Below are 23,091 nucleotides of genomic sequence, written 5' to 3'. Positions count from 1 at the left end.
GGCCAACCCACAGGGAGACGACCATGCAGACCCCCACCCGCCGCGCCGTGCTGGCCACGACCCTGGCCCTGCCCGCCCTGGCCCTGCCTGCCCTGGCCGCCCGCGCGCAGACCCCCTGGGCGCCCAGCCGTCCCGTCCGCATCGTCGTGCCCTTCCAGGGCGGCGGCGCCACGGATTTGACCGCGCGGCTGCTGGCCGAACGCCTGGGCCCGATGCTCGGCCAGCCCGTGGTGGTGGACAACCGCCCGGGCGCGGGCGGCAATGTCGGCGCCGACATGGTCGCGAAGGCCGATCCCGATGGCCACACCGTGCTGATGTGCACGATCGGCACCGCCAGCATCAACCAGTTCCTCTACAGCCGCATGCCCTTCCGGCCGGAGGACCTGGCCGCCGTCGCGCTGGTGAACCTGGTGGCCAATGGCGTGGTGGTGAACCCCAACGTGCCCGCCCGCAACTTTGCGGAATTCCTGGCCTATGCGAAGGCCAATCCGGGCCGGCTGAACTACGGGACGCCGGGCAACGGCACGTCGGGCCATCTCTGCGGTGAGTATCTGAAGGCTCGCGCGGGCATCGACATCACCCACGTCCCCTACCGCGGCACCGGCGGCGTGGTGCCGGACCTCATCGGCGGCAACATCCAGGTCGCGATCGACAACATGCCGGCCTACCTGCCGCATGTCCGCGCCGGCACGCTGCGCCTGCTGGCCGTCACCACCAAGGACCGCTACTTCGCGGCGCCGGATGTCCCGACCGTGGGCGAATCCGGCGTCCCGGGGTTCGAGGCCGTGGCCTGGTTCGGCGTGCAGGCCCCCGCCCGCACACCGGCCGCCATCATCCAGCGCTATGCCGCCGCCATCGCGGAAATCTCCCGCGACCCCGCCATCATCGCCCGCCAGCGCGAGATCGGCGCCGAGCCCAACTACCTCGGCCCCGTGGAGTTCGAGGCCTTCATCCGCGCCGAGAACGAGAAGTGGCGGGAAGTGGTCCGCCTGTCCGGCGCCAGGCTGGACTGAGGCGCCTGCGTGGGGCGGGCCGCCCGCCCTCACAGCACCCAGTCGTCATCCGCGATCCGCCCGATGCCGAGCGCATCGCCGATCGTGGCACCCTGGGCGGAGAAGAGTTCCAGCCGGAACTCCTCCGCCCGCTCCGCGACCTCATCCGCACGGATCTCGACCTCGATCACCTGCCGCGTCTGGCCAGGCAGGAAGGTCAGGACGCCGGAGGCCTGGACATAGTCGGTGGCATCCGCCGTGCCCGGCGCGGTGCGCCAGCCCACCGTCACCGGGCTGCTCACGGGGTCGCTCAGCGTCACCGTGAAACTGGCCTTGCGGATGGCTTCCGCCTCCTCCGGCAGGATGTCCTGGATGGCGGCGATCTTGTCGGTCAGCACCGTCTTCCAGTCATCCGCCAGGATGCCGCCGGTGTCGCCGGAATTCGGGTTCCAGGACCACCAGGCGAAGGAAACGCCGGGGCCGGCGATGTCCTTGTCCCCGTCCGCATCCACGTCGCCCGACATGTAGTCCACGATCTTCTCAAGCCAGGCTCGATCCTTCGGATCGGTCATGCGGGTGCCGAACTCGCCCACGAAGATCGGCGCCGTCCCGCTCTCCCACAGATAGCCCCACATCTTGTCGAACAGGTCGGGCAGCTTCGCGGCGAAATCGTCGCCCTGGAAGAAGCTCTGCGGATAGATGGAGTTCGGGTAGTCGTGCGGCGAATAGACCAGCTTGTCGGCGACGTTCAGCTGCACGGGCCGTTCCGCCGCGCCCATCAGATTGCCGCCCCACCAATAGTAGTTGTTCTGATGCTCGGCCACGCCTTCGACGAAGATCAGCCAGTCCGGGTTCTTCGCCAGCGCGGCATTGCCCGCCAGCTCGGCCGCGCTGGCCCAGGCATTCCAGCTCGCGCCATGCGGTTCGTTGCTGAGGTCGGCGCCGATCACCGTGGGATCGCCCGCGTAACGGGTGGCCAGCATCTCCCACATCCCCACCCATTGCGCCTGGGTGTAGCCGCCATCGAACCACAGGCCGTTGCCGTTGGGCCCGTTGCCGGCGGCGCTGCGATGATGGTCGAGGATGATGCGAAGCCCGATATCGCCGGCATAATCGACGATCCGGTCCATGATCTGCAGCGGCGTCAGCCCCGCCAAATCCGGGTTCAGGTTGAAGTTGATGCCGTTCGGCGTGCCGCCCTTCAGCACGGATTCCGCGCTGAAGGGCAGGCGGATGGCATTGAACCCCGTCTCCGCCATCTGGTCCATCATGTCCTTCCAGTTGCGGACATCGAGGCCATGCGGCGCGAAGGTCGTGCCCTCCATCCCGAACCAGTTCACCGCGGCTATCTTCACGGCCTGGCCGGTAGCGTCGACGATGTCGCGCCCCCTGGTGGACAGCACGCCCACCATGCCCGGCGCCCCCGGGTCGCCTTCCTGCACCGCCGCATCGGCGATGGCGATGCGGGGGCGGTCATTGTTGATGATGGTGCCGATGCCGGTGCCATCGGCGATCACGCCGCGCTGCGGCGCTGACAGCGTCAGCACCACCGTCTCATCCATCTCCACCAGGCGGTCGCCGATGGCGGTGACGTTGATGATCCTCTCGGTCTGCCCGGCGGCGAAGCTGACAGTGCCGCTGCGCGCGACGAAATCCACGCCGGATTGCGCCGTGCCGCCGCTGGTCGCGAAGCTGACGGAGACGGTGCTGGTCATCGCCTCCGCCAGCGTCACCTTGAAGGCCAGGATGGTGTTGCCGCTGTTGCCCTCCACCACCGAGGCATCGGAGACGGAGAACCGCGCCGCGTCATCGTCGCGGATGGTGGCGACGCCGGTATTGTCCGCGATCGTCGCGCCGGACGCATTGCTCAGCCGCATGCTGAAGCTTTCGGTGGCCTCGAAGACCCGGTCATTGGTCAGCGCGACGGAGACGCGCTTCACCGTCTCCCCCGCCGCGAAGGTCAGGCCGCCGCTCAGCGCCGCGAAATCCAGACCGGACCTGGCCGTGCCGCTCGCCGTCGCGAACTGCACCGTCACGGGCCCGGTCGCGGCGGCGGAAAGCTTCACCTCGAAGGTCGCGAACCCCGCGCCTTCCAGCACCTCCACATCGCCCACGCTGATGCTGGGCGGCCCGGGCGGCACCAGCGGCACGCCTGTCGCGCCGCCCAGGGTGAAGCCGGTGGGGTCCAGGATGGCGCCGGGGCCGGAGGCGGTGAAGCCGAAGCCGATCGATCCGCCTGCCGGCGCCGTGCTGTTCCAGGATTGCCCGCGCACGATGTAGCGGCCGGCCGAGACGCTGACGATCTCCGCGCCCCAGATGCTGTCGATGGCGAAGGCACCATCGAAGGCCAGGGTCCAGCCATTCAGCGCCGTATCCGGCGTCAGCGTCACCTGGCCGACGAAGCCGGTCGTCCAGTTCGACATGCGCTGGAAGAGGATCTGAGCGGGCATGGGCGGGCCATCCAGGAGTGCAAGCTGGAGGCTTGATCCCATGGGCGGCGCAAGCGGTAAAGTTTCAATTCACTTGAATTGTCTCAATACGTGACTTTTGACCATTATGTCGTTAAATGAAACAACTCAAAGTGCCCAGTCGCTTGCCGCGATCCGCGCCGCGGCAAGCCCTCCATCATCGTCGAGGATGGTCGCCACGCCGATCCCGTCCGCGATGGATGCACCCCGAACCTGGGAAAGCTCCAGCTGGAACGTATCGTTCGCCTCCCCCGCCTCATCGGGCCGCAGCGTCACCGCGATGCGCTTCACCGTCTCACCCGGCGCGAAGGTCAGCACCCCGTTCGCCGCCACGTAATCGGCTTCGGAGGCCGTGCCCGGCCGGGTCCGCCAGTTGACGGTTACCGGCGCCGCCGCCGCCTGGCTGAGGCTGACGACGAAGACGGCCTCCGCCGGCGCTTCCGCGACGCCGGGCATGATCGGTGCCAGGCGGTCGGTCTTGATGGTCAGCACCGTTTCCCAGTCATCCGCCAGAATGCCGCCCGTGTCGCCGGAATTGGGGTTCCAGGACCACCAGGCGAAGGATGCGGCGGGGCCGGCGATGTCCTTGTCCCCATCCGCATCGACATCGCCGGAGAGGTAGGCGATCAGCTTGTCCGCCCAGGCCTGGTCCTTCGGGTCGACCAGGCGGGACCCGAATTCGCCCATCAGCACCGGCGCCGTGCCCTCTCGCCACAGGTAGCCCCACATCTTGTCGAACAGCCCCGGCAGGTTGGCGGGGAAGTCCGGCCCCTGGAAGAAGGGCTGCGCATAGACGGAATTCGGATAGTCGTGCGGCGAATAGACCAGCTTGTTCGCGACGTTCAGCTGCACCGGCCGTTCCGCGGCCCCCATGAGGTTGCCGCCCCACCAGTAGTAGCTGCCATTGTGGTCGCCGACGCCTTCCACCAGCACCAGCCAGTCCGGATTGGCCGCCAGCACCGCATTTCCCGCCCGTTCCGCCGCCCCGGCCCAGGCCCCCCAGGCCACATTGTGCGGTTCATTGTGCAGATCCGCGCCCACCACGGCGGAATCGCGGTAGCGCACCGCCAGATCCTCCCACATGTCGATCCAGCGGGCCTCGGTGAAGCGCCCCTCGTACCAGAGGCCGTTGCCATTGGCCCCGTTGCCCGCCGCGCTGCGGTGGTGGTCCAGGATGATGCGCAGCCCGATCTCCCCGGCGTAGTCGACGATCCTGTCCATGATCTGCAGCGGCGTCAGCCCGACGAGGTCGGGGTTCAGGTTCCAGTTGATCCCGTTCGGCGTGCCTCCCTCCTGCACCGCCTGGGCGGAGAAGGGCAGGCGGATGGCGTTGAATCCCGTCTCCAGGATCTGGTCCATCATGTCCCGCCAGTTGCGGGTGCCGAGGCCGTGCGGCGAGAGCGTGCTAGTCTCCAGTCCGAACCAGTTCACCGCCGCCAGTTGCACGGCATTGCCCTGCGCATCGACGATGCTGCCGCCGCGCGTGGACAGCGTGCCCAGGGGCCGCGCCACCCCGGCGGAGGGATCGCCTTCCAGCACCGCCCCCGCATCCGCCACCGTGATGCGCGGCAGGTCGTTGTTGACGATGGTGCCGGTCGCCTCGGCGTCGGTATAGGCGGCGCGGACAGGGTTGGTGAGGCGCAGCAGGAAGCTCTCATCCGCCTCGACCAGCGTGTCACCATTGATGGTGACGCGGACGGTCTTGCTGAGTTCGCCGGGCTGGAAGGACAGCGTGCCGCTGCGCGCGACATAGTCGCTGCCCGCCACCGCCGTGCCATCGGCCGTCGCGAAGCGCGTGGAGACGACGACATCCTGCGCCTTCGACAGCGTCACGGTGAAGGTCATCACCCTGGTACCGGAATTGCCTTCCGTGACGCTGGCATCGGCCACGCTGAAGCGCGCGATGTCGTCATCCTCGATGGTGGCGATGCCCTGCGCGTCCGCGATGGTGGCGCCCGTCGCGCCGGTCAGGTTCAGCAGGAACCGTTCAGCCTGCTCCCGCGTCGCATTGTCCACCAGGCCGACGGAGACGACCTTGCTGGTCTCCCCCGCCGCGAAGGTGATGCTGCCGGTCGCCGCGCGGTAGTCGCTGCGGGCCAGGGCCGTGTCGTTGGCGGTCGCGAAGGTCACGGTGACGGGCGTCGCGCTCGCCTTCGACAGCGTCAGCACAAAGCGCGCCGCGCCGTCATTCTCCCACGCCAGCACATCGCCGACGGACACCGTCGGCAGCACCACGACAGGTGGCGGCGGCGGGACCACGACCGGCGGCGGGACCACCACGCCCGGCGCCGCCAGCACGAAGCGGGCGGGATCGGGCGCGGGGCCTGTTGTCGCCGCCTGGAATCCGAAGCCGATCTCCCCGTTCCAGCCCGTGGCGTTCCAGCCGGCGTTGCCGACCGTGTACACGCCATCGAGGAAGGAGACGATCTCCGCCCCCCAGATGTTCACGATGCTGAAGCCCGCATCGAAGCGCAGCGTCCAGCCATTCAGCGTGGCCTCCGGCCGCATCGTCACCTGCGCGACGAAGCCGGAACCCCAGTCGCTGGACCGTGTGACACTGAACTGCGTGGGCATGGTGGCGGCGCTCCCCCCTGGCATGGCGCCGGCCCTCCCCCCCGGGCAGCCGGCCCCATCTTCCTAGCGGGGCCTGTCGTCAGGCAGGGTACCGTTGTGTCGTCTTGTGTCGCCGCCGCGGCGACACAAGAACACCGCCGCTCAACGCCAGGATGCGGGGACGTGGCGGAAGGGCTGCGCCGCCAGGTCCAGCGCGGCGGGGCCGGGGCAGTCGCATTCCACGATGGCGCTGCACCGCGCGGCGAAGGCGGCGCGGAAGTGGTTCTTCGCCTTGTTGGCCAGCAGCCGCGTCGCCGCCAGGTCGATGCCGTGAAGCGCGAAGAAGGCCGGGTCCACCGCGGCTTCCTTCCGGCTGGTCACGACAACCCGCAGCAGGCCGGACCGCAGCACCACGGTCGGGCCGAGATCGACCGGCGCGCCGCGCTCCATCGGCCCCTCATTGACGAAGCGTCCCGCCGTCAGCCGCTCCACCACCGCCTCCATCGCGACCGGTGGCCCGAAGGCATCCGTGGTCCGCCCGCCCAGAAGGAAGCCCGCGCGCGCGCCCTCCCCGATCGCCGTTGCCTGCGCCACCACGGTGGGATCGTGCAGGAAGGCGAAGACGGTCGGCACCGGCGGCCCGGCCTCCACCAGCACGCGCAGCAGGTCGGGCGTATCCGCCACGCCGCCGGAAAGCGGGTTGTCCGCGGGGTCGAGCAGCGCCACCAGGCCCGGCGGCGCCGCCAGCGCCGTGGCCAGAGCATCGCGCGGCGTGGGCAGCGTCACGGCGAAGCGCGGCAGCCGCGCGACGATGGCATCGCGCACCGCCGCCGCCGCCTGGCTGGCTGCCTCCGGCGTTGTCGCCCAGGCCATGCCGCTCGGCCCCGCATGGGGCGTGTCACCCCAGGAGAAGCCGCCGAAGGGCGCCGCTTCCAGGACCTCGTCGCCCTCCAGCGCGGCGGCCTCCGCCCAGACCTCCGCCATCGGCCCGGCTTCGCTGCGCATGTGGAAGCTGTGCAGCACGCGCGGATGCTTGGCGATGGCGCCGAACAGGCGCTGCCCCGCCAGGCGCCGTTCCAGCATGGCCAGCGCCCGCAGCGCCACCGCATCCATGTCGAGATGCGGGTAGGTGCGATAGACGCTCGCCCCATCCAGCAGCGTCGCCAGTTCCGGCGCCATGTTGCCGTGGAAGTCGAAGCTCGCCACCAGCGGCGTCGCGCCGATCGCCGCCCGCACGCGCCGCACCGTCGCGAGATCAGCGGCGGGCTCGTGTTCCGCCACGCAGGCGCCGTGGAGCGAGAGGTAGACGCCGTCCCACGGCGCCCCGACTGCGATGCCATCCAGCACCTCCGCCAGCCAGCCCTCATAGGCGTCCCGCATCAGCGGCCCGCCGGGCTGGGCGGAGGTGCAGCGCAGCACCGTGGCCTGCCAGTCAGACCGCGTGGCGAGGAAGGCCGCGAGGCCGCCGAGTTCCGTTGCCGTGCCTGCATAGCGCGACAGCGCTGCCTCCCCCGCCACCCATTCGCGGGATCGGAGTTCGGCCGGCCCGGTCGGGACCGGGGTGAAGGAATTGCCCTCGAACCAGAGGCGGGCGACAGCGATGCGTGGCATGGCGCGATCCTACCGCCACGCCGCGCCGCCTGCCCATCCCGCGTCAGAGCCGCGCCGGCCGGAAGGTGTCGCAAGCCTCCAACTGGCCGGATTGCAGGCCGGTGCGGAACCACCGCACCCGCTGTTCGGAACTGCCATGGGTGAAGCTATCCGGCTGCACGGTGCCGCGGGCGCGGCGCTGCAGCCGGTCATCCCCGACCGCCGCGGCGGCGTTCAGCCCTTCCTCGATGTCGCCATCCTCCAGGATCTGCCGGGCGTCCTGCGCGCGACGGGCCCACATCCCCGCCAGGCAGTCCGCCTGCAACTCCACCCGCACCTGCAGCGCGTTGCCCTCGGCCTCTGCCGCGCGGCTGCGCAGTTCCTGCACGCGCCCCAGCACGCCGAGCTGGTTCTGCACGTGGTGCCCGACCTCATGCGCGATCACATAGGCGGCCGCGAAATCCCCGGGCGCGCCCAGCTGCCGCTGCATCTGCGCCAGGAAGTCCAGGTCGATGTAAACGCGCTGGTCGCCGGGGCAGTAGAAAGGTCCGACCGCTGCCTGCGCCGTGCCGCAGGCGCTCTGCACCGCGCCGGAGAACAGCACGAGGCGCGGTTCCTGGTAGCGGCGGTTCATCTGCTGGAAGACCGGGTTCCACACATCCTCGGTCTCCGCCAGGACGCGGCGGACAAAGCGGCTTCCCGCGTCATCCGCCGGCGGCGCGCCGCCACCGCCCTGCGTCTCCGTCCGCGCGGGATCGCCGCCGGACAGGATCACGCCGGGATCGACACCCAGCAGCAGGGCGATCACCACCAGCACCACGCTGCCGAGGCCGCCGCCGACGGCAAGCCCCCGCCCGCCGCCGAAGCCGCCCCCCCCGCCGCGCCGGTCCTCGACATTGTTGCTTTCGCGTCCATCGCCGAGTTGCATGGCGTCCCGTCCTCCGTGGCGGGCCTGCAACGTCGGGCGGCCTAGGCGGTTGCGGCCGCTCCGCGGCGGGCGGTTGCGGCCGCTCCGCGGCGGGCGGTTGCGGCCGCTCCGCGGCGGGCGGTTGCGGCCGCTCCGCGGTGGGCCCAGCATCCGCCCCGCGCAAGGGAGGCCGCCATGTCCACCGAACCGCTGATCCTCGCCCTCGTCGAGTGGGTCGCCCCCCACCCACGCCCCTATGCCGCGGTGATGGAGCCCTGGCGCACCAATTGCCCCCGCCTGACGGTGTGGGAGGACGTCGTGGAGCGCGGCCTTGTCATCTGCACCGCAGCACCCGACGGCGCGCTGATGGTCGCCGCCACCGAAGCCGGACGCCGCGCGCTGGCGAAGCGCCTCAGCCCAGCAGCGCCACCATGACCCAGCCGATCACGATCACGCCGAGCAGGGACGGCAGCAGCAGACGCCAGACCTGCCCCGGCCGCGCCCCATCCGCCAGCAGGCCGCAGACCATGGCCGTGACGGCGAAGGACATGCCCGCGCCGGCGGAGCCCGCGAAATTGTGCAGCGCGGGCGCCAGCCCCTCCGGCATCCCCGCCGCGCGGCCCAGCGCGAACTGCACCGGCATCAGGGCGGCGTTCGATCCCACATTGCTGCCCGTCACCATGCCGGACACCAGGCCCATGACCGGCACCGCATAGGGCGCGGCCGGGCCAAGCGCCTCCGCCGTCGCGGTCGCGAGGCTGGCCGCGATGCCGGACCCCGCCATCCACCGCGCCAGCACCACGTAGAACAGCATGGCCATGGCGGGCTTCAGCGCGCGGCGGAAGGCGCCCGCCGCCACCACGGGGGCATCGGAGCGCGTCGCCAGCAGCACGCCCGCCGCAAGCCACAGCACCACCGCCACATGCGTCAGCGGGAAGCCCGGGAGTTCGGGAAAGGGCGCCCAGGAAGGCGCGCCCGCCCAGCTCCGCGCCAGCAGCAACGCCGCCGTCAGGCCGAGATAGGGCGCCATCGCCCGCCCGGCCCTGCGCCAGCCCTCCGCCCCCGAAGGCGGGTCCAGCTTCCACAGCGCCGCCAGCAGCGGCAGGCCGGATGCCAGCACGCCGATCACCTCGAACGGCAGGACGGGGTGCAAAAGCACCAGCATCGCCGCCATGGCGGACAGGAACCCCATCTGCGCCAGCTTCTCCGCCGGCGGCACCACGACCCCGGCGGCCGCGCAAAGCCGCCACAGCACGGGCCCCATCAGCAGCAGCCAGGCGGCGTTGGGCCAGGATGCCATGGTGGCGATCTGCTGCGCCGGCATCCCCACCAGCGCCGCCCCCAGCGCCGTCCCCGGCCCCAGCCCGCCCCAGGGCACCAACGTCAGCGACAGCAGCGCCATGGCGGCCGCTGGAGCGCCGCCAATCCCCATGCCGCGCAGCGCCGACAGCGCGAAGACCGCCCCCACCGCGAAGCCGGTGACGCTTTCCATGAAGACGCCCATCAGCAGCGCCGCCACGAAAATGCGCCGCGGGTCCGGCGCCCCCTGCCCCGCCTGCGGCTTCGCCAGCGCCGCATGGAACAGCAGCCCTCCCACCACCACGGCGATGGGCTTGGAGGCGAGGAAGGCGCCCCGCAGCGTCTCCGCCCCCAGGAAGGGCAGCGCGGCCGCTCCATCGGGGAGGGAGAGCAGCACCGCCGGCAGCGCCACCACCAGCGCCGCCAGCACCGCCGGCACGGGCCCCGCGCGGCCCGAGACAAGAAGACCGAGCAGCAACAGCAGCGGCGCGGCCTGGAGGAACAGGATCATCCGGGCATCCTTGCCATATCGCGGCGGCCACGCCAGCCTGCCGCGCCATGCTCTACGCCGCCTATGGCAGCAACCTCGACCACGCCCGGATGCTCGCCCGCTGCCCGGGCGCGGCGCCCGCGGGAAGCGCGCTGCTGCCGGGCTGGCGCCTGGCGGTGAACCGCTTCGGCACCATCGAACGGGATGGCATCGCGACGGTCCCCATCGGCCTGTGGCGGATCACGGAAGCCCATCGCCGCGCGCTGGACATCGCGGAGGGTGTCGCGCTCCGCATCTATCGCGCCGCGATGCTGGATATACCCGGCCATGGCGCGGCGCTGACCTATATCGAGCAGCGCCACCGCCCCGGCCCGCCCTCCGTCGCCTATGTCGCGCATCTCCGCCAGGGCTATGCCGATTTCGCGCTGGACGGCGCGGCGCTGGATGCCGCCCTGGCCCGCTGGAGCATCGCTTCTCGCCGCGTGATGTAGAGCGTCGATCCGATGATCAGCGCGCCGCCCGGCAGCAGCCACCATTCCGGCACCTCCCCGAACAGCACCACGCCGAAGAACACGGCGTACAGCAGCCGCACATAGGACAGCGGCGCGATGAAGCTGGCATCCGCCATGCGCAGCGCCATGATCCAGACCCACATCGCCGCCGGCCCCAGCACCGCCGCCGCCAGCAGCAGCCCCGCATTCCACCAGCCCGGCCAGGCCAGGCCCGGCAGCGCGATGGGCAGGCTGACGCAAAGCGCGACGACGCCGACATAGAACATGATCGTCACCGTGCGCTCCGTCCGCGCCAGGCGCTTGGTGGTGATCAGGATGCCCGCCCCGAAGACGGATGCCGCGATGGCCGCCAGCACCGGCACGCCCACCGGCACCATCCCCGGCCGCATGATGATCAGCACGCCCACGAAGCCGACAATCGTCGCCGTCCAGCGCCGCCAGCCCACCTTCTCCCCCAGCAGCGGCGCCGCCATGGCCGTGACGAACAGCACGGTGGTGAAGGACAGCACCGTCGCGGTCGCCAGCTTCATGCCGGAGAAGGAGACGTAGTAGAGATACCAGGCGATGGCGGAGAGCAGGCCGCGGAAGATCTGCATCGGCAATTCGCCCGTGCGCACCAGCAGCACGGGGCTGCGGATCAGGTCCGGCACCGTCCAGGCCAGCTGCCCGATGGCCCGCGCCAGCACCAAGGTCGCAATCGGCACGCCGACCAGCGCCTTCACCGCCAGCGTCTCCAGCGTGAACAGCAGCGACGCGGCCAGCGCCAGCAGCGCCGCCTTCGTCGTCTGCGTCACTTGCGGCGCGCCTCCGCGATGGTCACCACCATCGCGCCACCCAGGATGATGGCCGCGCCGATCCAGCCGAACAGGTCCGGCACCTCCCCGTACAATACCCAGCCCGCCACCGCGACGACGACGATGCGCAGGTACTGGAAGGGCGCAATGGCGGAGGCCTCGCCCGCGCGCAGCGCCTCCGTCACCAGGAAGATGATGCCCGGGCAGATGATCGCCACCAGCAGCATCAGCGCCATGTCGCCCAGGTCGAGCGGCACCCAGGCATGGATCGCAAACGGCAGCACGCCGGTGAACGTCACAAGCCCCACCCAGGCCAGCACGGTCTTGGTCGTCTCCGTCGTCGTCAGCATCCGGCTGGTGACCGTGATCCCGCACCAGGCGATGGCCGCGCCGATCGCCGCCGCCGCGCCGATCCAGTCGATCTGCGCCCCCGGCCGCAGCATCACCGCGACGCCGACCAGCCCCACGATGGTGCCAGTCCAGCGCCAGCGGTCCACCCGTTCCCCCAGCAGCACGCCGGCCAGCATGGTGGTGAACATCACGTTGGTGAAGGACAGGACCGTGCCCGTCGCCATGTCGAGCCGCGTGAAGGAGTAGTAATAGAGCCCCCAGCAGATCAGCGACGACATGCCGCGGAACACATGCATGGGCGCGCGCTTCGTGCGGAACACGCCGATGCCGCTCACCAGCATCGTCGGCATCACCCAGAGCAACTGCCCGAAGGCGCGGGACGCCAGCTGAACCTCGGTCGGGATGCCGCGCAGCGTCATCCAGCGGATGAACAGCACCTCCGTCGCGAAGAAGACCGCGGCCGCCGCCATCAGCGCGGCGCCCTTCAGGTTATTGGTCGGCGGGTTCACCGCGCGTGAGACCGATGCATTGACCTCTGTTGTATCCCAGCTAGCGTGACACCCAGGGTGGGCCGCCCGTGCCGCGTCGCGCAAGCGCCGTGCCTGCATGGCGGCCCCCCGTTGGACAGAAGGGGAAGCGCGCGTGGCGAAGGAAGCCGAACAGGCGGCGGCGAGGCAGGCCGTGGATCACGGCCCCATCCTGGTCTGGGGCGCGGGCGCCATCGGCGGCACGATCGGCGCGCATCTGGTCAAGGCCCGCCACGCCGTCGTGTTCTGCGACGTGGTGGCGGACCACGTCGCCGCAATCGCGGACCCGGCCCGCGGCCTGGTGATCGAGGGCCCGGTCACGCAGTTCAAGGTCGTCGCCCCCGCCGCGACTCCCGACCAGGTGAAGGGCGTCTTCCGCCGCATCATCCTGGCGGTGAAGACGCATGACACCGAAGCCGCCTGCCGCGCCCTGCTGCCGCACCTCGCCCCCGACGGCTACTTGCTCTCCGCCCAGAACGGACTGTGCGAGCGTGTGATCGCCGAGGTCTGCGGCGCCCACCGCACCATGGGCGCCTTCGTCAATTTCGGCGCGGATTGGCTGGAACCCGGCCGGATCACCTATGGCAATCGCGGCGCCGTGGTCGTCGGCGAACTCGATGGCGCGAAGACCCCCCGCGCCACGGCGCTGCACGCGCTGCTGCAACAGGTCTTCGAACCCGATGCGGTGCTGACCGACAACATCTGGGGCTATCTCTGGGGCAAGCTCGCCTATTCCTCCCTGCTCTACGCGCAAGGGCTCGCCGCGCATGGCATCGCGGACATGATGGCGCGTCCCGAATTGCTGCCCATGGTCCGCGCGCTGTGCGGTGAGGTGATCACGGTCGCGCGGGCGGAAGGCGTGAAGCCCCTGTCCTTCAACGGCTTCGACGCCACCGCCTTCGGCCCCGGCGGGACGGAGGATGCGGCCCGCGCCTCCATGATCGCGATGGAGGCCTTCAACCGCCCCAACGGCAAGACCCATTCCGGCATCTGGCGCGACCTCTGGGTGCGCCACCGCGCCACACCCGCGGATGCGCAGATCGGCGCCGTGCCGCCCATCGGCGATACCCACGGCATCCCCTGCCCCACGCTGCGCAAGCTCATCGCCATGATCCATCAATGCGAGCGTGGCGAACGCCCCATGTCCGACGCCAACCTGCTGGAGCTGCTGCCATGAACATCCGATTCGACGGCCAGACGATTGCCGTCACCGGCGCCGGCCACGGCTATGGCCGCGCCATCGCCCGCAGCTTCGCGGCGTTGGGCGGCAATGTCTTCGCCTGCGATCTCTCGGCCGGGGAACTGGCGGAAACCGCGCGCTGCGAGGGCAGCATCACCACCGCCGCCTTCGACCTGACGGCCAAGGGCGCCGCCTTCGACTGGATCAAGTCGATCGAGGCCGCGACGGGCGGCCCCATCGCCGTGCTGGTCTGCAATGCCGGCGGCGTGCGCGGCCAGGTGAACCGCCCGGTGGAGGATGTGCCCGAAGACGATTGGCACGCGATCTTCGACATCAACACCCATGCCGCCTTCAACATGGCCCGCGCCGTCGCGCCCGGCATGAAGGCCGCCAAGGCCGGCCGCATCGTCACCATCAGCAGCGGCGCCGGCCTCAAGGCCAGCAAGACGGGCATCCAGGCCTATTGCGCCGCCAAGCACGCCCTTGTCGGCCTGACGCGCCAGCTGTCCCGCGAATTCGGCCCGCATGGCATCACGGTGAACTCCGTCGCGCCGGGCTTCGCCCTTTCCAACCCCGCCACGGTCAAGCAGTTCGAGAGCTACGGGCCGGAGGGCCAGAAGGCGCTGGTGGACGGCATCTCCATGCGCCGCCTGGGCGATCCGCAGGACATCGCGAATGGTGTCCTCTTCTTCGCCTCCAGCTATTCGAGCTGGGTCACGGGGCAGGTCCTGTCGGTCGATGGCGGCGGCTGAGGAGCCACCGCCCGGCTTCGCGCCGGCTTTCTTCGACAGCGCGGCGGGTGGCAGCGAGTCGCCCGCCGCGGCGCTGTACGGCTTCGCCCTCGACCTCGAAGCCACCGCCCGCGACGCCCCCGACTGGGTGATCGAGAGCGCCGGCAATCAGCCGCTCCGGATCAACCCCCTGCGCTGCGAACCCGATGGGGGCAGCATCGCCTTCGAAAGCCAGGGCATCAGCGGCGTCCTCACCCTATCCGCCCACCCATCGGGCTGGGTACGCGTGACCGCCACCATCGACAGCCACTTCGTCTTCAGCGCCTTCGTCGATCGCGTCTGGGAGGAGTACGAGATCCATCCACCCGCCAGCCCGCGGCGTCCCGGCGGGGTCGAGGAGGATGCGCCCGGCCGTGTCGGACGCCGGCGCGACCGGATGTCGCTCTCGGCCCGCATCTGGCCGCAGCTGGAGCCGCTCGCGAATGCCGAGGGCTGGGTCCTGCTGCACCGGGCATAGGACTGAGGCGCGCGAACCTACCGCCCGAGCCTGACGCCATCCTGCGCGCCCGCCGCGCGGCGCTCCGCGCCCTGCTGCCGGCGCCGCGCCTCGTTCACCTGCGCCTCGTGCCGCAACTCGCTGGAGGAGGTGCGCCCGCCCTCCGGCCCCGTCGCGGTGCGCGGATTGACGTTGCCGAGCGGCGATGCGTTGCGCGTCCGCGGCCGCGCCGCCGCCTCGCGCTGGGGCCGCGCCGGTGCCCTGCGCGCCGCCGTTCCCGTCGCGGGCGATGACAAGCTCTGGCGCCCCGCCGGCGCCTGCCCATGCACCGCCGCCGCATTGGGCCCCGTCAACGGCGCGCTCTGTCCCCAGGCAGCGGGGGCGAAGGCCAGCCCCGGTGCCAGCAGCGCGGCGAAGATCGCCGCCCGCACCGTCACGCCCCCAGCCTGGTGAACAGCCCCGCCAGCAGCCGCGCCCGCGGCACCAGCGACGAAACGACGATATGCTCGTCCAGCGTATGCGCCCCCGCCCCGGCCACGCCGAGCCCGTCCAGCGTCGGCACGCCCATCGCGCCAGTGAAGTTGCCGTCGGACCCGCCGCCGGAGGATTGCGGCGGGATGTCGAAGCCCATCCCCATCGCGATCGCCCGCGCTTCGGCATGCAGCGCCCGCACACCGGCATCGGGCTCCCACACCGGGCGCGTCACGCCGCGCTTCACCTCCAGCACCACATCGGGGTTGGAGGATTGCAGCGCCAGCATCCGCGCGACGCCGGCATCCAGATCCTCCTGCCGCTTCGCCATGCTCAGCACTTCCGCGTCGCAATGCGTGGCCACGCAATTCACCCATTGCCCCGCATGCATGACACCGGCGGAGAAGGTGCAGCTTTCCGTCGTCATCGCCTCGATCGCGAGGATCTGCTTGCACATCTCCCGGATCGCGCTGCGGCCTTCCCCCAGCGTGATGCCCGCATGGGAAGGCCGGCCCGTGGTGCGCAGGTTGAAGCGCGCGATGGCGTAGCGCCCGGTCACGACGCCGCCATCGGGCCGCGCGGGTTCGGGCACCAGCACGAAGCGGGCCCGCCGCGCCTCGGCCTCGATCAGGTCGCGGGTGGAGGGGCTTCCCACCTCCTCATCCGGCGTCAGCAGGAAGGTCACGGGCAGCTTCGTGGTGACGCCGGCGCGCAGCAGTTGGCGCATCGCCTCCACCGCCAGGTAGGTGCCGCCCTTCATGTCGAAGATGCCGGGGCCGCGGTAGGTCCCGCCATCCCGCCGGAAGGGCAGCTTTGCCAGAGTCCCCACGGGGTGGACGGTATCCAGATGCGCCAGCACCAGGATGCCCGGCACGGCATCGCCCGCGGGGTGGGGGAAGCGCGCGCGGATGCAGCCCGCGAAACCCATCCGGCCCGCAATGTGTTCGACGCGCGCGCCGATCAGCGCCAGGTCCCGCGCCGCCAGCGCCAGCATACGTTCCACCGCCGCTGCATCGAAGGTCGGGCTTTCGCATTCCACCCAGCCGCGCAGCCCTTCCAGGATCTGTTCCGCATCGAAGGGTAGGCCAAGCCAGGGCTGGCTGGCATCGAGGCTGCTGGCAGGCGCGTCCATCCGTATCCGTCTCCGTATCCCCGCCGCCAGCCTGCTGCCTCGGCACGATGCGGGCAAGCCGCCTGACGCAGCGCTCATGTGCCAGCCGCCAAATCATGCTGTAGTGTGCCCCCAATGAGTGCGACATCCCCGACTACGCCCCCCACGAACCCGGGCCGCCCCCGGCTGGTCCCCCAGGCCGGCCCCGCCGCCTGGCGCGCCGCGGATCTGCGCGCCTCCGACTGGATGATCCCGGTGGGCGCGGAGGATGCGGCCGAACTCGAAGCCGCCCTCGCCGCCCTGGGTGGCCGCGCGCCGCAGGTGGCGGCGGAAGCGCCGCTGCCGAAATTCGGCGCCGTCCTCCGCAACGCCGCCGCGCGGCTCGATACCGGCCGGGGCCTCGCCGTGCTGCGCGGCCTCCCGCTGGATGAGGCGATGGCCGAACCCCTGCTGCTGGCGCTGGGCGCCCATCTCGGCCGCCCGGTGGCGACGGGGGGCCAGGACAGCGCCGTGCAGCGCGTCTCCAGCCCCTCCGGCGGTGCGCTCCGCTGGCGTTTCCATGCCGATGCGGCCGACATCGTCGCCATGCTGGTCCTACGCCAGCCGCCGGAGGTCGATCCCGTCATGCTCGTCGCCGCGGCCACCGTGCACAATGAGATGATGAAGCGCGCCCGCCCGGCGCTGGAGGCGCTGTACCGCCCCCTGCCCCATGCCGCGCCTGGCGGCGGCGTGGTGGGCCTGCCGGTGTTCAGCACCGCCTCCGGCGCCTTCGTCGGCCGCTACGCCCGCGATGCCATCGAAGCCGCCCAGGCCATCCCCGAAACGCCCCGCCTGACCGCGGCGCAGATGGAGGCGCTGGACCTGCTGGACACGCTCTGCGCCGAACCCGGCCTGGCGCTGCGCCTCGATGTCCGCCCCGGCGACGTGCTGCTGTTCAACCCGCTCCAGGTCTGGAAGCGCAATGCGGAGGCCCTGGCCCCCGCGGAGCCCGATGCGCCGCCCACCATCACCCGCCTGGCGCTGCGCCTGCTGCTGTTGAGCGAGACGTCCCGCGCCCTGCCGGAAGGGCTCGTGGCGCTGGGCGGCGCGCCGAATACGACCGATACCGGCATGGTCGGAGGCTAGAGGCCCATGCGCATCCTCATCGCGAACGCCAACACCACCGCCGCCATCACCGATGCCTGCGCCGCCGTCGCGCGCCAGGCGGCGGCGCCCACCACCGTCATCATCGGGGCCACACCGACCTTCGGCCCGGCGGTGATCTCGACGCGGGTGGAAAACGCCATCGCCTCCCACGCTCTGCTGTCCATGCTGGCGGAACATGCCGGGCGGGTCGAAGCGGTGGTTCTGGCCGTCAGCCACGACACGGCGCTGGAAGCCGCGCGCCAGCTCATGCCCTGCCCGGTGCTGGGCATGACGGAGGCGGGCTGCCTGACCGCCTGCATGGTCGGCGGCCGCTTCGGGATCCTGACCCTCGGCCAGGTCGCAGCCTATGAGGATCTGGTGGCGCGCCACGGGCTGTCCGCCCGCTGCGCCATGGTGCGCGGCATCGCGGCCACGCCGCTGGATGCGCTGCGGGACCCCGAGGGCGTGGCGGCCATGGTGCTGGCCGAAGCCCGCGCCATGGCCGAAGGCTGCGACGTCATCGTGCTGGCCGGCGCCGCCCTGGCCGGCATGGACCGGCGGCTGCAGGAGGATTGCCCGGTGCCGCTGCTGGACGGCATCGCCTGCGCGGTGAAGCTGCTGGAAGGCCTGGTCGGCCTCGGCCTGCCGAAGCCCCGCGGCGGCAGCTACGCCGCGCCCATGGGGCGCGCCAGCATGGGCCTGTCCCCGGCGCTGGACGCGCTGCTGCGCGGCGGTTGAAAGCAGCCGCATGAACCCGCCTTGCCGGCGCATGGGCTGCCGGCAATGCGGCGAGTTACGGGATCGTCAGCCGGAAGCGGCGCCATCCGGTTCAATGCCAAGCCACGAACCGAATGCCAGGGGCGACATGGCGCTTCCGTCATCCGCCTTCTGGACGATGTGCCATGTTTCATCTGGATTCGATGACATGGCGTGGAAACTACGGCTCCCTTCTTCCAGCCGGTAGCCTTGGGCCAGGGGGGAAGCGGCTGCCTGGTGCGCCGCCCCTGGAGATATGGAATGGACTATCTGCTCGGGCAGGGCGCGCAGTTCCTGCAGATTCTTTGGCTGAACATCATCCTGTCCGGCGACAACGCCGTGGTCATCGGCCTGGCCGCCGCCGGCCTGCCGCCGGCGCTGCGGAACAAGGCGGTGCTCTTCGGCATCGTCGCGGCTGCCGTGCTGCGCATCATCTTCTCGATCTTCGCCACCTACCTCCTCGGCCTCTGGTGGATCGAGATCGTCGGCGGCGCCGCGCTTCTCTACATCGCCTGGGGCTTCTGGTCCGAGCTTCGCGGCAAGGAGGAGAAGGAAGGCGAGGAAGGCCACGAGGTGAAGGAGAAGACCCTTCGCCAGGCGCTTTGGCAGATCATCATCGCCGACGTGTCGATGAGCCTCGACAACGTCCTCGCCGTCGCCGCCATCGCGCGCAACAACCTGCCCATGCTGGTGATCGGCCTGCTGATCTCCATCGTGCTGATGGGCGTGCTCGGCGGCGCGCTGGCCAAGCTGCTCGATCGATACAAGATTATTGCCTATATCGGCCTGGCGCTGATTGCCTATATCGGCGTCGAGCTGCTGTGGGAGGGTCTGCAGGCCGCCAACGTCGAACTGGCGCTCGGCCTGCCCATCCCGGCACCGCACGGGCATTGATCCGAACCCGCCGGTAGCCTCAGCCCCGGGTGAAGTCCCGGGATTGATGCGCTGGCGGCACCTCTCCTATACGGGTGCCGCATGGGGGCGCTGCGAAGGCGCCCCCGCCCTTGGGGAGACGTTGCCATGAACCTGACCCGCCGCGTGGCGCTCGCCGCCGCGATCGCCCTGCCGCTGTCCCTGCCGATGGCCCAGGCCCAGGCACAGACCACCATCACCGTCCAGCACCCGCTGCCGCTGGCCAGCCACTACGGCGCCGGCGTCACCGCGTTCAAGGAGGCGCTGGAACGCGCCACGGGCGGGCGGTACCGCGTCAACATCCAGCGCAACGACAATGAGCGCGAGGCGATCGAGAGCGTGCAGATCGGCACGATCGAATGCTCCCTCACCTCCACCGGCCCGGTCGGCAACTTCGTCCCGGAAGTCCGCAACTTCGACGTCCCCTTCCTGTTCCGCGACACTGCCCATGCCCGCGGCGTGCTGGATGGCGAGATCGGCCAGCAGATGCTGGCGCGCTTCACCGCCCGCGGCCTGGTCGGCGTGGTGTGGATGGAAAACGGCTTCCGCCACCTGACCAATTCGCGGCGTGAGGTGAATGCCCCCGCCGACATCCGCGGCCTGAAGGTCCGCACCATGGAAAACCAGGTGCATATGCGCGCCTTCACGCAGCTGGGCGCGCTGCCGACGCCGATGGCCTTCTCCGAGCTCGTCCCCGCCCTGCAGCAGGGCACGGTCGACGGGCAGGAGAACCCGATCGCGGTGATCCTGGCCAACAACCTGAACCAGGTGCAGCGCTTCCTGACGCTGACAGGCCACGTCTATTCGCCGGCGATCCTGATCTGCAACCCCGGCCTGGTCGGCCGCATGAACGCCGCCGACCGCGCGGCCTTCAACGAAGCCGCCCGCGCCGGCGCCGCCGCCAACCGCGCCAAGAACTCGGCCGATGAGGCCGCGGGCGTCGAGGAACTGCGCCGCCGTGGCATGACCGTCGTCACCCAGGTGGACAGCGCCGCCTTCCAGACGGCCCTGGCCCCCGGCGCGGCGCAGATCGAGCAGCAACTGGACAGCGCGCTGCTTCGCCGCATCCGCGAATGGCGTGCGAACTGACCGGCCATTGCCGGATTGAGTGAGGGGGCGCGGGGACAACCCCGCGCCCCCGTTGTTTAAGGGGGCGAGCAACAATGAATGCGATGAACACGCTGCCGCTGCAGGTGACGGGGGTGCTCACCCTCCTCACCGTGGCGCTGGCGCTCTGGGCGGCGGAGGGCGATGGCCTGCGCGCCACCATCCGCCGCGCCGTGCTGGGGCTGGACCGGATCACCACCGGCGCGGCTTCCATCATCGCCTGCCTCGCGCTCACCGTCGCGGTCGGTGCCGGGCTCTGGCAGGTCATCGCCCGCTTCGCCACCGAAGCGCCCGCCGTGTGGTCGGAAGCGCTGGTCCGCACGGCCCTCATCTGGATGGCCTATCTCGGCCTGGCGGTCGCGCTGCGCGCCGGCGCGCTGGTCTCCATCGATGTCGCGCACCGCTATTCCACCGGCAAGCTTCGCCGGTCGATCGAGGCCGCCTCCCTTGCCTGCTCCCTCTCCTTCATGGGGGTCATGTTCTGGTTCGGCTGGACCATGGCGACGCGGGTCCAGTTCCAGGAAATGGCGGGGCTCGAGGTTTCGATGTCCTGGGGCTACGCCGCCATCCCGCTCGGCGCCATCTTTGCCGTGGTCGGCGCCATCGCCCATTTCCTCGACCGTCGCAGCGAAGAACTGGAGACCGCGGTATGAGCGGCATGATGCTCACGGTGATGCTGGTGCTCTTCGCCGCCAGCATCCCCGTCGCCATCGCCATCGGCCTGGCCGCCATCATCGGCATCCAGGGCTATACCAGCTTCCCGCTGATCGTCGCGGCCCAGCAGCTGTTCGTGGCGCTGGACAAGTTCCCGCTGGCCGCCATCCCCTTCTTCATCCTGGCGGGCAACCTCATGGATGTCGGCGGCATCTCCCGCCGCCTCGTCGAATTCGCGCGCTCCATCGTCGGCGGCATCCAGGGCGGGCTGCCCGCGACCTGCGTCGTGACGTGCATGATCTTCGCCGCCATCAGCGGTTCCTCCGTCGCCACCACCTTCGCGGTCGGCGCCATCATGATCCCGGCGCTGGTGCGCGCGGGCTACCCGGTTGCCTTCGCGGCCGCGCTGCAGGCCACCGCGGCGGAGCTCGGCGTGATCATCCCGCCGTCGATCCCCATGATCCTCTATGGCGTCACCACCCAGACCAGCATCCCGGAGCTTTTCATCGCCGGCTTCGGCCCGGGCCTGCTGATCGGCAGCGCGCTGATCGCGACGGTGCTGGTGTGGTGCCGCATCACCGGCTGGGGCAAGCGGGATGGCGAAGGCCGCCTGTCCTTCGTGGCCGCCACGCGCCAGGCGGGCTTCGCGCTGTTGATGCCTGTCGTCGTGCTCGGCGGCATCTATGGCGGCGTCACCACGCCGACCGAGGCCTCGGTCGTTGCCGTCTGCTACGCGATCATCGTCGGCATGTTCCTGCACCGGGAGATCGGCTGGCGGGACCTCTATCCCATCTTCCGCAAGTCGGTGATCAGCAGCGCGGTGATCATGTTCATCATCGCCTGCGCCGCGCTGTTCTCCTGGCTGCTGAACCGCCAGGGCGTGCCGGACCAGGCGGCGGCCTGGCTGGTGGAAACCTTCGACGGCGCCGGCCTCTACCTGCTGGGCGTCAACATCTTCCTGTTCATCGTCGGCATGTTCGTGGAGACCTCGGCCTCCATCATCGTGCTGGCGCCGATCCTGCAGGAAGCGGCGGAGCGCTTCGGCATCGATGGCGTGCATTTCGGCACGATCATGGTGGTGAACCTGGCCATGGGCATGATCACACCGCCCTTCGGCGTGAACCTCTTCGCCGCGGCGCAGGTGGCCAACACCAGCGTGGACAAGATGATGCGCTATTTGCCGGTCTTCATCGGCGTCATCTTCGCCTGCCTGATGGTCATCACCTACGTGCCTTGGATCACGCTGACTCTGCCGCAGTTGGTGTTCCGATGACGCAAGGGGCCGGCGACCTGCCGGCGCTGGCGGCCCGCCGCGCGGCGGACCGTCCCGCGCGGCTCGTCGCCGGCCCCGCCGCGCTGACGCATCTCCGCCGCGATCCCGTCCTCAAGCGCGTGATCCGGCAGATCGGCCCCTGCACGCTCCGCCCCGTCCAGCGCGAACCATACGAGGCACTGGTCCGCGCGATCGCCCACCAGCAGGTGCATGGACGGGCGGCGGAAGCGATCCTCGGCCGCTTCGTGGCGCTCTTTCCCGGCCAGGACTTCCCCCCCGCGGCCCTGGTGCTGGAAGCCCCGGCCGAATCGCTGCGCGCCTGCGGCTTCTCCGGCGCCAAGGTCGCGGCCATCCGCGACATCGCGGAGAAATCGGTGGCCGGCCTCGTCCCCACCCGCCGGGCCGCCGCGCGCCTCACCGATGACAAGCTGATCGAGCGCCTGGTGCAGATCCGCGGCGTCGGCCGCTGGACGGTGGAGATGCTGCTGATCTTCACCCTCGGCCGGCGGGACATCCTGCCCATCGACGATTTCGGCGTGCGGGAGGGCTGGAAGGTCGCGGCCGGCCTCGATGCCCAGCCGAAGCCGAAGGAACTGGCCGCCATCGGCGAAGCCTGGGCGCCCTGGCGCAGCGTCGCCGCCTGGTATCTGTGGCGCGCCGCCGATGCCGCCAAGGCCAGCAGCTTCAAGCCGCAATAGCGCCGCTTCTTCGAAGCTCCGCCTTTCTTCGAATATCGGCGTTGACACCCCTTGGCCGGCGTCGTGACACTGGCCGCAACAGGGGGAAACAGAT

Annotated in this window: 22 protein-coding genes; 13 read left to right on the top strand and 9 right to left on the bottom strand. The window is 70.6% G+C overall.

Annotated features, from left to right (window positions below; genetic code table 11):
* Positions 1–23: 23 nt before the first annotated feature.
* Positions 24–1,013 carry a Bug family tripartite tricarboxylate transporter substrate binding protein gene (locus tag ACTIE5_RS16260; RefSeq protein WP_439550750.1) on the top strand — a complete coding sequence of 330 codons (990 nt, stop codon included), beginning with the start codon at positions 24–26 and terminating at the stop codon, positions 1,011–1,013.
* A 29-nt stretch (positions 1,014–1,042) separates the two neighbouring features.
* Here the strand turns inward: ACTIE5_RS16260 and ACTIE5_RS16255 are convergent, their stop codons facing one another.
* The 4 genes from ACTIE5_RS16255 to ypfJ form a co-directional block, all read right to left on the bottom strand.
* Positions 1,043–3,442, bottom strand: coding sequence for a Calx-beta domain-containing protein (locus tag ACTIE5_RS16255; RefSeq protein ID WP_439550749.1), 2,400 nt, complete (start codon positions 3,440–3,442; stop codon positions 1,043–1,045).
* Between the two features lie 126 nt (positions 3,443–3,568).
* Positions 3,569–6,034: a Calx-beta domain-containing protein gene (locus ACTIE5_RS16250; protein WP_439550748.1), complete on the bottom strand. Its 2,466-nt coding sequence runs from the start codon at positions 6,032–6,034 to the stop codon at positions 3,569–3,571.
* Between the two features lie 141 nt (positions 6,035–6,175).
* Entirely contained in the window at positions 6,176–7,624 is a 1,449-nt protein-coding gene (locus ACTIE5_RS16245) for a M81 family metallopeptidase (RefSeq protein ID WP_439550747.1), read from the bottom strand.
* A gap of 43 nt (positions 7,625–7,667) precedes the next feature.
* On the bottom strand, positions 7,668–8,531 hold the full coding sequence (gene ypfJ, locus ACTIE5_RS16240) for a KPN_02809 family neutral zinc metallopeptidase (RefSeq protein WP_439550746.1): 864 nt from the start codon (positions 8,529–8,531) through the stop codon (positions 7,668–7,670).
* 174 nt (positions 8,532–8,705) lie between these two features.
* Between ypfJ and ACTIE5_RS16235 the strand changes: the two genes are divergently transcribed.
* A complete protein-coding gene (locus tag ACTIE5_RS16235; RefSeq protein WP_439550745.1) occupies positions 8,706–8,945 on the top strand; it encodes a hypothetical protein in 240 nt (79 codons plus the stop codon).
* Here the strand turns inward: ACTIE5_RS16235 and ACTIE5_RS16230 are convergent.
* Positions 8,923–10,320: an L-lactate permease gene (locus tag ACTIE5_RS16230; RefSeq protein WP_439550744.1), complete on the bottom strand. Its 1,398-nt coding sequence runs from the start codon at positions 10,318–10,320 to the stop codon at positions 8,923–8,925. The two genes, ACTIE5_RS16235 and ACTIE5_RS16230, sit on opposite strands and share 23 nt — an antisense overlap.
* Before the next feature lie 47 nt (positions 10,321–10,367).
* Here ACTIE5_RS16230 and ACTIE5_RS16225 point away from each other — a divergent pair, with 47 nt between their 5' ends.
* A complete protein-coding gene (locus ACTIE5_RS16225) occupies positions 10,368–10,790 on the top strand; it encodes a gamma-glutamylcyclotransferase family protein (RefSeq protein ID WP_439550743.1) in 423 nt (140 codons plus the stop codon).
* On the opposite strand, the gene ACTIE5_RS16220 is transcribed toward ACTIE5_RS16225, so the two are convergent.
* Entirely contained in the window at positions 10,709–11,605 is an 897-nt protein-coding gene (locus ACTIE5_RS16220) for a DMT family transporter (RefSeq protein WP_439550742.1), read from the bottom strand. The two genes, ACTIE5_RS16225 and ACTIE5_RS16220, sit on opposite strands and share 82 nt — an antisense overlap.
* Entirely contained in the window at positions 11,602–12,465 is an 864-nt protein-coding gene (locus tag ACTIE5_RS16215) for a DMT family transporter (protein ID WP_439550741.1), read from the bottom strand. The genes ACTIE5_RS16220 and ACTIE5_RS16215 overlap by 4 nt, the downstream gene beginning before the upstream one ends.
* A gap of 133 nt (positions 12,466–12,598) precedes the next feature.
* Here ACTIE5_RS16215 and ACTIE5_RS16210 point away from each other — a divergent pair, with 133 nt between their 5' ends.
* From ACTIE5_RS16210 to ACTIE5_RS16200, 3 genes are read left to right on the top strand one after another with little or no spacing between them, the layout of a single operon-like run.
* A complete protein-coding gene (locus ACTIE5_RS16210; protein ID WP_439550740.1) occupies positions 12,599–13,660 on the top strand; it encodes a ketopantoate reductase family protein in 1,062 nt (353 codons plus the stop codon).
* A complete protein-coding gene (locus ACTIE5_RS16205) occupies positions 13,657–14,415 on the top strand; it encodes an SDR family NAD(P)-dependent oxidoreductase (RefSeq protein ID WP_439550739.1) in 759 nt (252 codons plus the stop codon). Before ACTIE5_RS16210 ends, ACTIE5_RS16205 begins: the two co-directional genes overlap by 4 nt.
* Positions 14,402–14,911: a hypothetical protein gene (locus ACTIE5_RS16200; protein WP_439550738.1), complete on the top strand. Its 510-nt coding sequence runs from the start codon at positions 14,402–14,404 to the stop codon at positions 14,909–14,911. Before ACTIE5_RS16205 ends, ACTIE5_RS16200 begins: the two co-directional genes overlap by 14 nt.
* A gap of 17 nt (positions 14,912–14,928) precedes the next feature.
* Here ACTIE5_RS16200 and ACTIE5_RS16195 read toward each other — a convergent pair whose 3' ends face one another.
* Both ACTIE5_RS16195 and ACTIE5_RS16190 read right to left on the bottom strand, forming a co-directional pair.
* A complete protein-coding gene (locus ACTIE5_RS16195) occupies positions 14,929–15,327 on the bottom strand; it encodes a hypothetical protein (RefSeq protein ID WP_439550737.1) in 399 nt (132 codons plus the stop codon).
* Positions 15,324–16,493, bottom strand: coding sequence for a M20/M25/M40 family metallo-hydrolase (locus ACTIE5_RS16190; protein WP_439550736.1), 1,170 nt, complete (start codon positions 16,491–16,493; stop codon positions 15,324–15,326). The genes ACTIE5_RS16195 and ACTIE5_RS16190 overlap by 4 nt, the downstream gene beginning before the upstream one ends.
* 114 nt (positions 16,494–16,607) lie before the next feature.
* On the opposite strand from ACTIE5_RS16190, the gene ACTIE5_RS16185 reads away from it, so the two are divergent.
* From ACTIE5_RS16185 to ACTIE5_RS16155, 7 genes are all read left to right on the top strand, one after another.
* The gene (locus tag ACTIE5_RS16185) at positions 16,608–17,597 is read left to right on the top strand and encodes a TauD/TfdA family dioxygenase (RefSeq protein ID WP_439550735.1); all 990 of its coding nucleotides are present in this window, start codon (positions 16,608–16,610) and stop codon (positions 17,595–17,597) included.
* A 6-nt stretch (positions 17,598–17,603) separates the two neighbouring features.
* On the top strand, positions 17,604–18,335 hold the full coding sequence (locus ACTIE5_RS16180; protein ID WP_439550734.1) for an aspartate/glutamate racemase family protein: 732 nt from the start codon (positions 17,604–17,606) through the stop codon (positions 18,333–18,335).
* 279 nt (positions 18,336–18,614) lie between these two features.
* Positions 18,615–19,247: a YjbE family putative metal transport protein gene (locus ACTIE5_RS16175; protein ID WP_439550733.1), complete on the top strand. Its 633-nt coding sequence runs from the start codon at positions 18,615–18,617 to the stop codon at positions 19,245–19,247.
* 126 nt (positions 19,248–19,373) lie between these two features.
* Positions 19,374–20,354, top strand: a complete 981-nt coding sequence (locus tag ACTIE5_RS16170; RefSeq protein ID WP_439550732.1) for a DctP family TRAP transporter solute-binding subunit — start codon at positions 19,374–19,376, stop codon at positions 20,352–20,354.
* An 83-nt stretch (positions 20,355–20,437) separates the two neighbouring features.
* A complete protein-coding gene (locus ACTIE5_RS16165; protein WP_439550731.1) occupies positions 20,438–21,025 on the top strand; it encodes a TRAP transporter small permease in 588 nt (195 codons plus the stop codon).
* Positions 21,022–22,299 (top strand): TRAP transporter large permease, encoded by a 1,278-nt coding sequence (locus ACTIE5_RS16160; protein WP_439550730.1) that lies wholly within the window; start codon positions 21,022–21,024, stop codon positions 22,297–22,299. The genes ACTIE5_RS16165 and ACTIE5_RS16160 overlap by 4 nt, the downstream gene beginning before the upstream one ends.
* Entirely contained in the window at positions 22,296–22,997 is a 702-nt protein-coding gene (locus ACTIE5_RS16155; RefSeq protein ID WP_439550729.1) for a DNA-3-methyladenine glycosylase family protein, read from the top strand. The genes ACTIE5_RS16160 and ACTIE5_RS16155 overlap by 4 nt, the downstream gene beginning before the upstream one ends.
* Positions 22,998–23,091: the final 94 nt, after the last annotated feature.

It is taken from the genome of Falsiroseomonas sp. (assembly GCF_051859025.1).
In the GTDB taxonomy this organism is placed as follows: Bacteria; Pseudomonadota; Alphaproteobacteria; order Acetobacterales; family Acetobacteraceae; genus Falsiroseomonas.
The sequence above is the reverse complement of the archived record's forward strand: the minus strand, read 5'-3'. Positions and strand labels throughout refer to the sequence as shown.

Coding starts and splice junctions, on each gene's coding strand:
- ACTIE5_RS16260 (WP_439550750.1), top strand. CDS start 24: ATGCAGACCCCCACCCGCCGCGCCGTGCTGGCCACGACCCTGGCCCTG.
- ACTIE5_RS16255 (WP_439550749.1), bottom strand. CDS start 3,442: ATGCCCGCTCAGATCCTCTTCCAGCGCATGTCGAACTGGACGACCGGC.
- ACTIE5_RS16250 (WP_439550748.1), bottom strand. CDS start 6,034: ATGCCCACGCAGTTCAGTGTCACACGGTCCAGCGACTGGGGTTCCGGC.
- ACTIE5_RS16245 (WP_439550747.1), bottom strand. CDS start 7,624: ATGCCACGCATCGCTGTCGCCCGCCTCTGGTTCGAGGGCAATTCCTTC.
- ypfJ (WP_439550746.1), bottom strand. CDS start 8,531: ATGCAACTCGGCGATGGACGCGAAAGCAACAATGTCGAGGACCGGCGC.
- ACTIE5_RS16235 (WP_439550745.1), top strand. CDS start 8,706: ATGTCCACCGAACCGCTGATCCTCGCCCTCGTCGAGTGGGTCGCCCCC.
- ACTIE5_RS16230 (WP_439550744.1), bottom strand. CDS start 10,320: ATGATCCTGTTCCTCCAGGCCGCGCCGCTGCTGTTGCTGCTCGGTCTT.
- ACTIE5_RS16225 (WP_439550743.1), top strand. CDS start 10,368: ATGCTCTACGCCGCCTATGGCAGCAACCTCGACCACGCCCGGATGCTC.
- ACTIE5_RS16205 (WP_439550739.1), top strand. CDS start 13,657: ATGAACATCCGATTCGACGGCCAGACGATTGCCGTCACCGGCGCCGGC.
- ACTIE5_RS16200 (WP_439550738.1), top strand. CDS start 14,402: ATGGCGGCGGCTGAGGAGCCACCGCCCGGCTTCGCGCCGGCTTTCTTC.
- ACTIE5_RS16190 (WP_439550736.1), bottom strand. CDS start 16,493: ATGGACGCGCCTGCCAGCAGCCTCGATGCCAGCCAGCCCTGGCTTGGC.
- ACTIE5_RS16185 (WP_439550735.1), top strand. CDS start 16,608: ATGAGTGCGACATCCCCGACTACGCCCCCCACGAACCCGGGCCGCCCC.
- ACTIE5_RS16180 (WP_439550734.1), top strand. CDS start 17,604: ATGCGCATCCTCATCGCGAACGCCAACACCACCGCCGCCATCACCGAT.
- ACTIE5_RS16175 (WP_439550733.1), top strand. CDS start 18,615: ATGGACTATCTGCTCGGGCAGGGCGCGCAGTTCCTGCAGATTCTTTGG.
- ACTIE5_RS16170 (WP_439550732.1), top strand. CDS start 19,374: ATGAACCTGACCCGCCGCGTGGCGCTCGCCGCCGCGATCGCCCTGCCG.
- ACTIE5_RS16165 (WP_439550731.1), top strand. CDS start 20,438: ATGAACACGCTGCCGCTGCAGGTGACGGGGGTGCTCACCCTCCTCACC.
- ACTIE5_RS16160 (WP_439550730.1), top strand. CDS start 21,022: ATGAGCGGCATGATGCTCACGGTGATGCTGGTGCTCTTCGCCGCCAGC.
- ACTIE5_RS16155 (WP_439550729.1), top strand. CDS start 22,296: ATGACGCAAGGGGCCGGCGACCTGCCGGCGCTGGCGGCCCGCCGCGCG.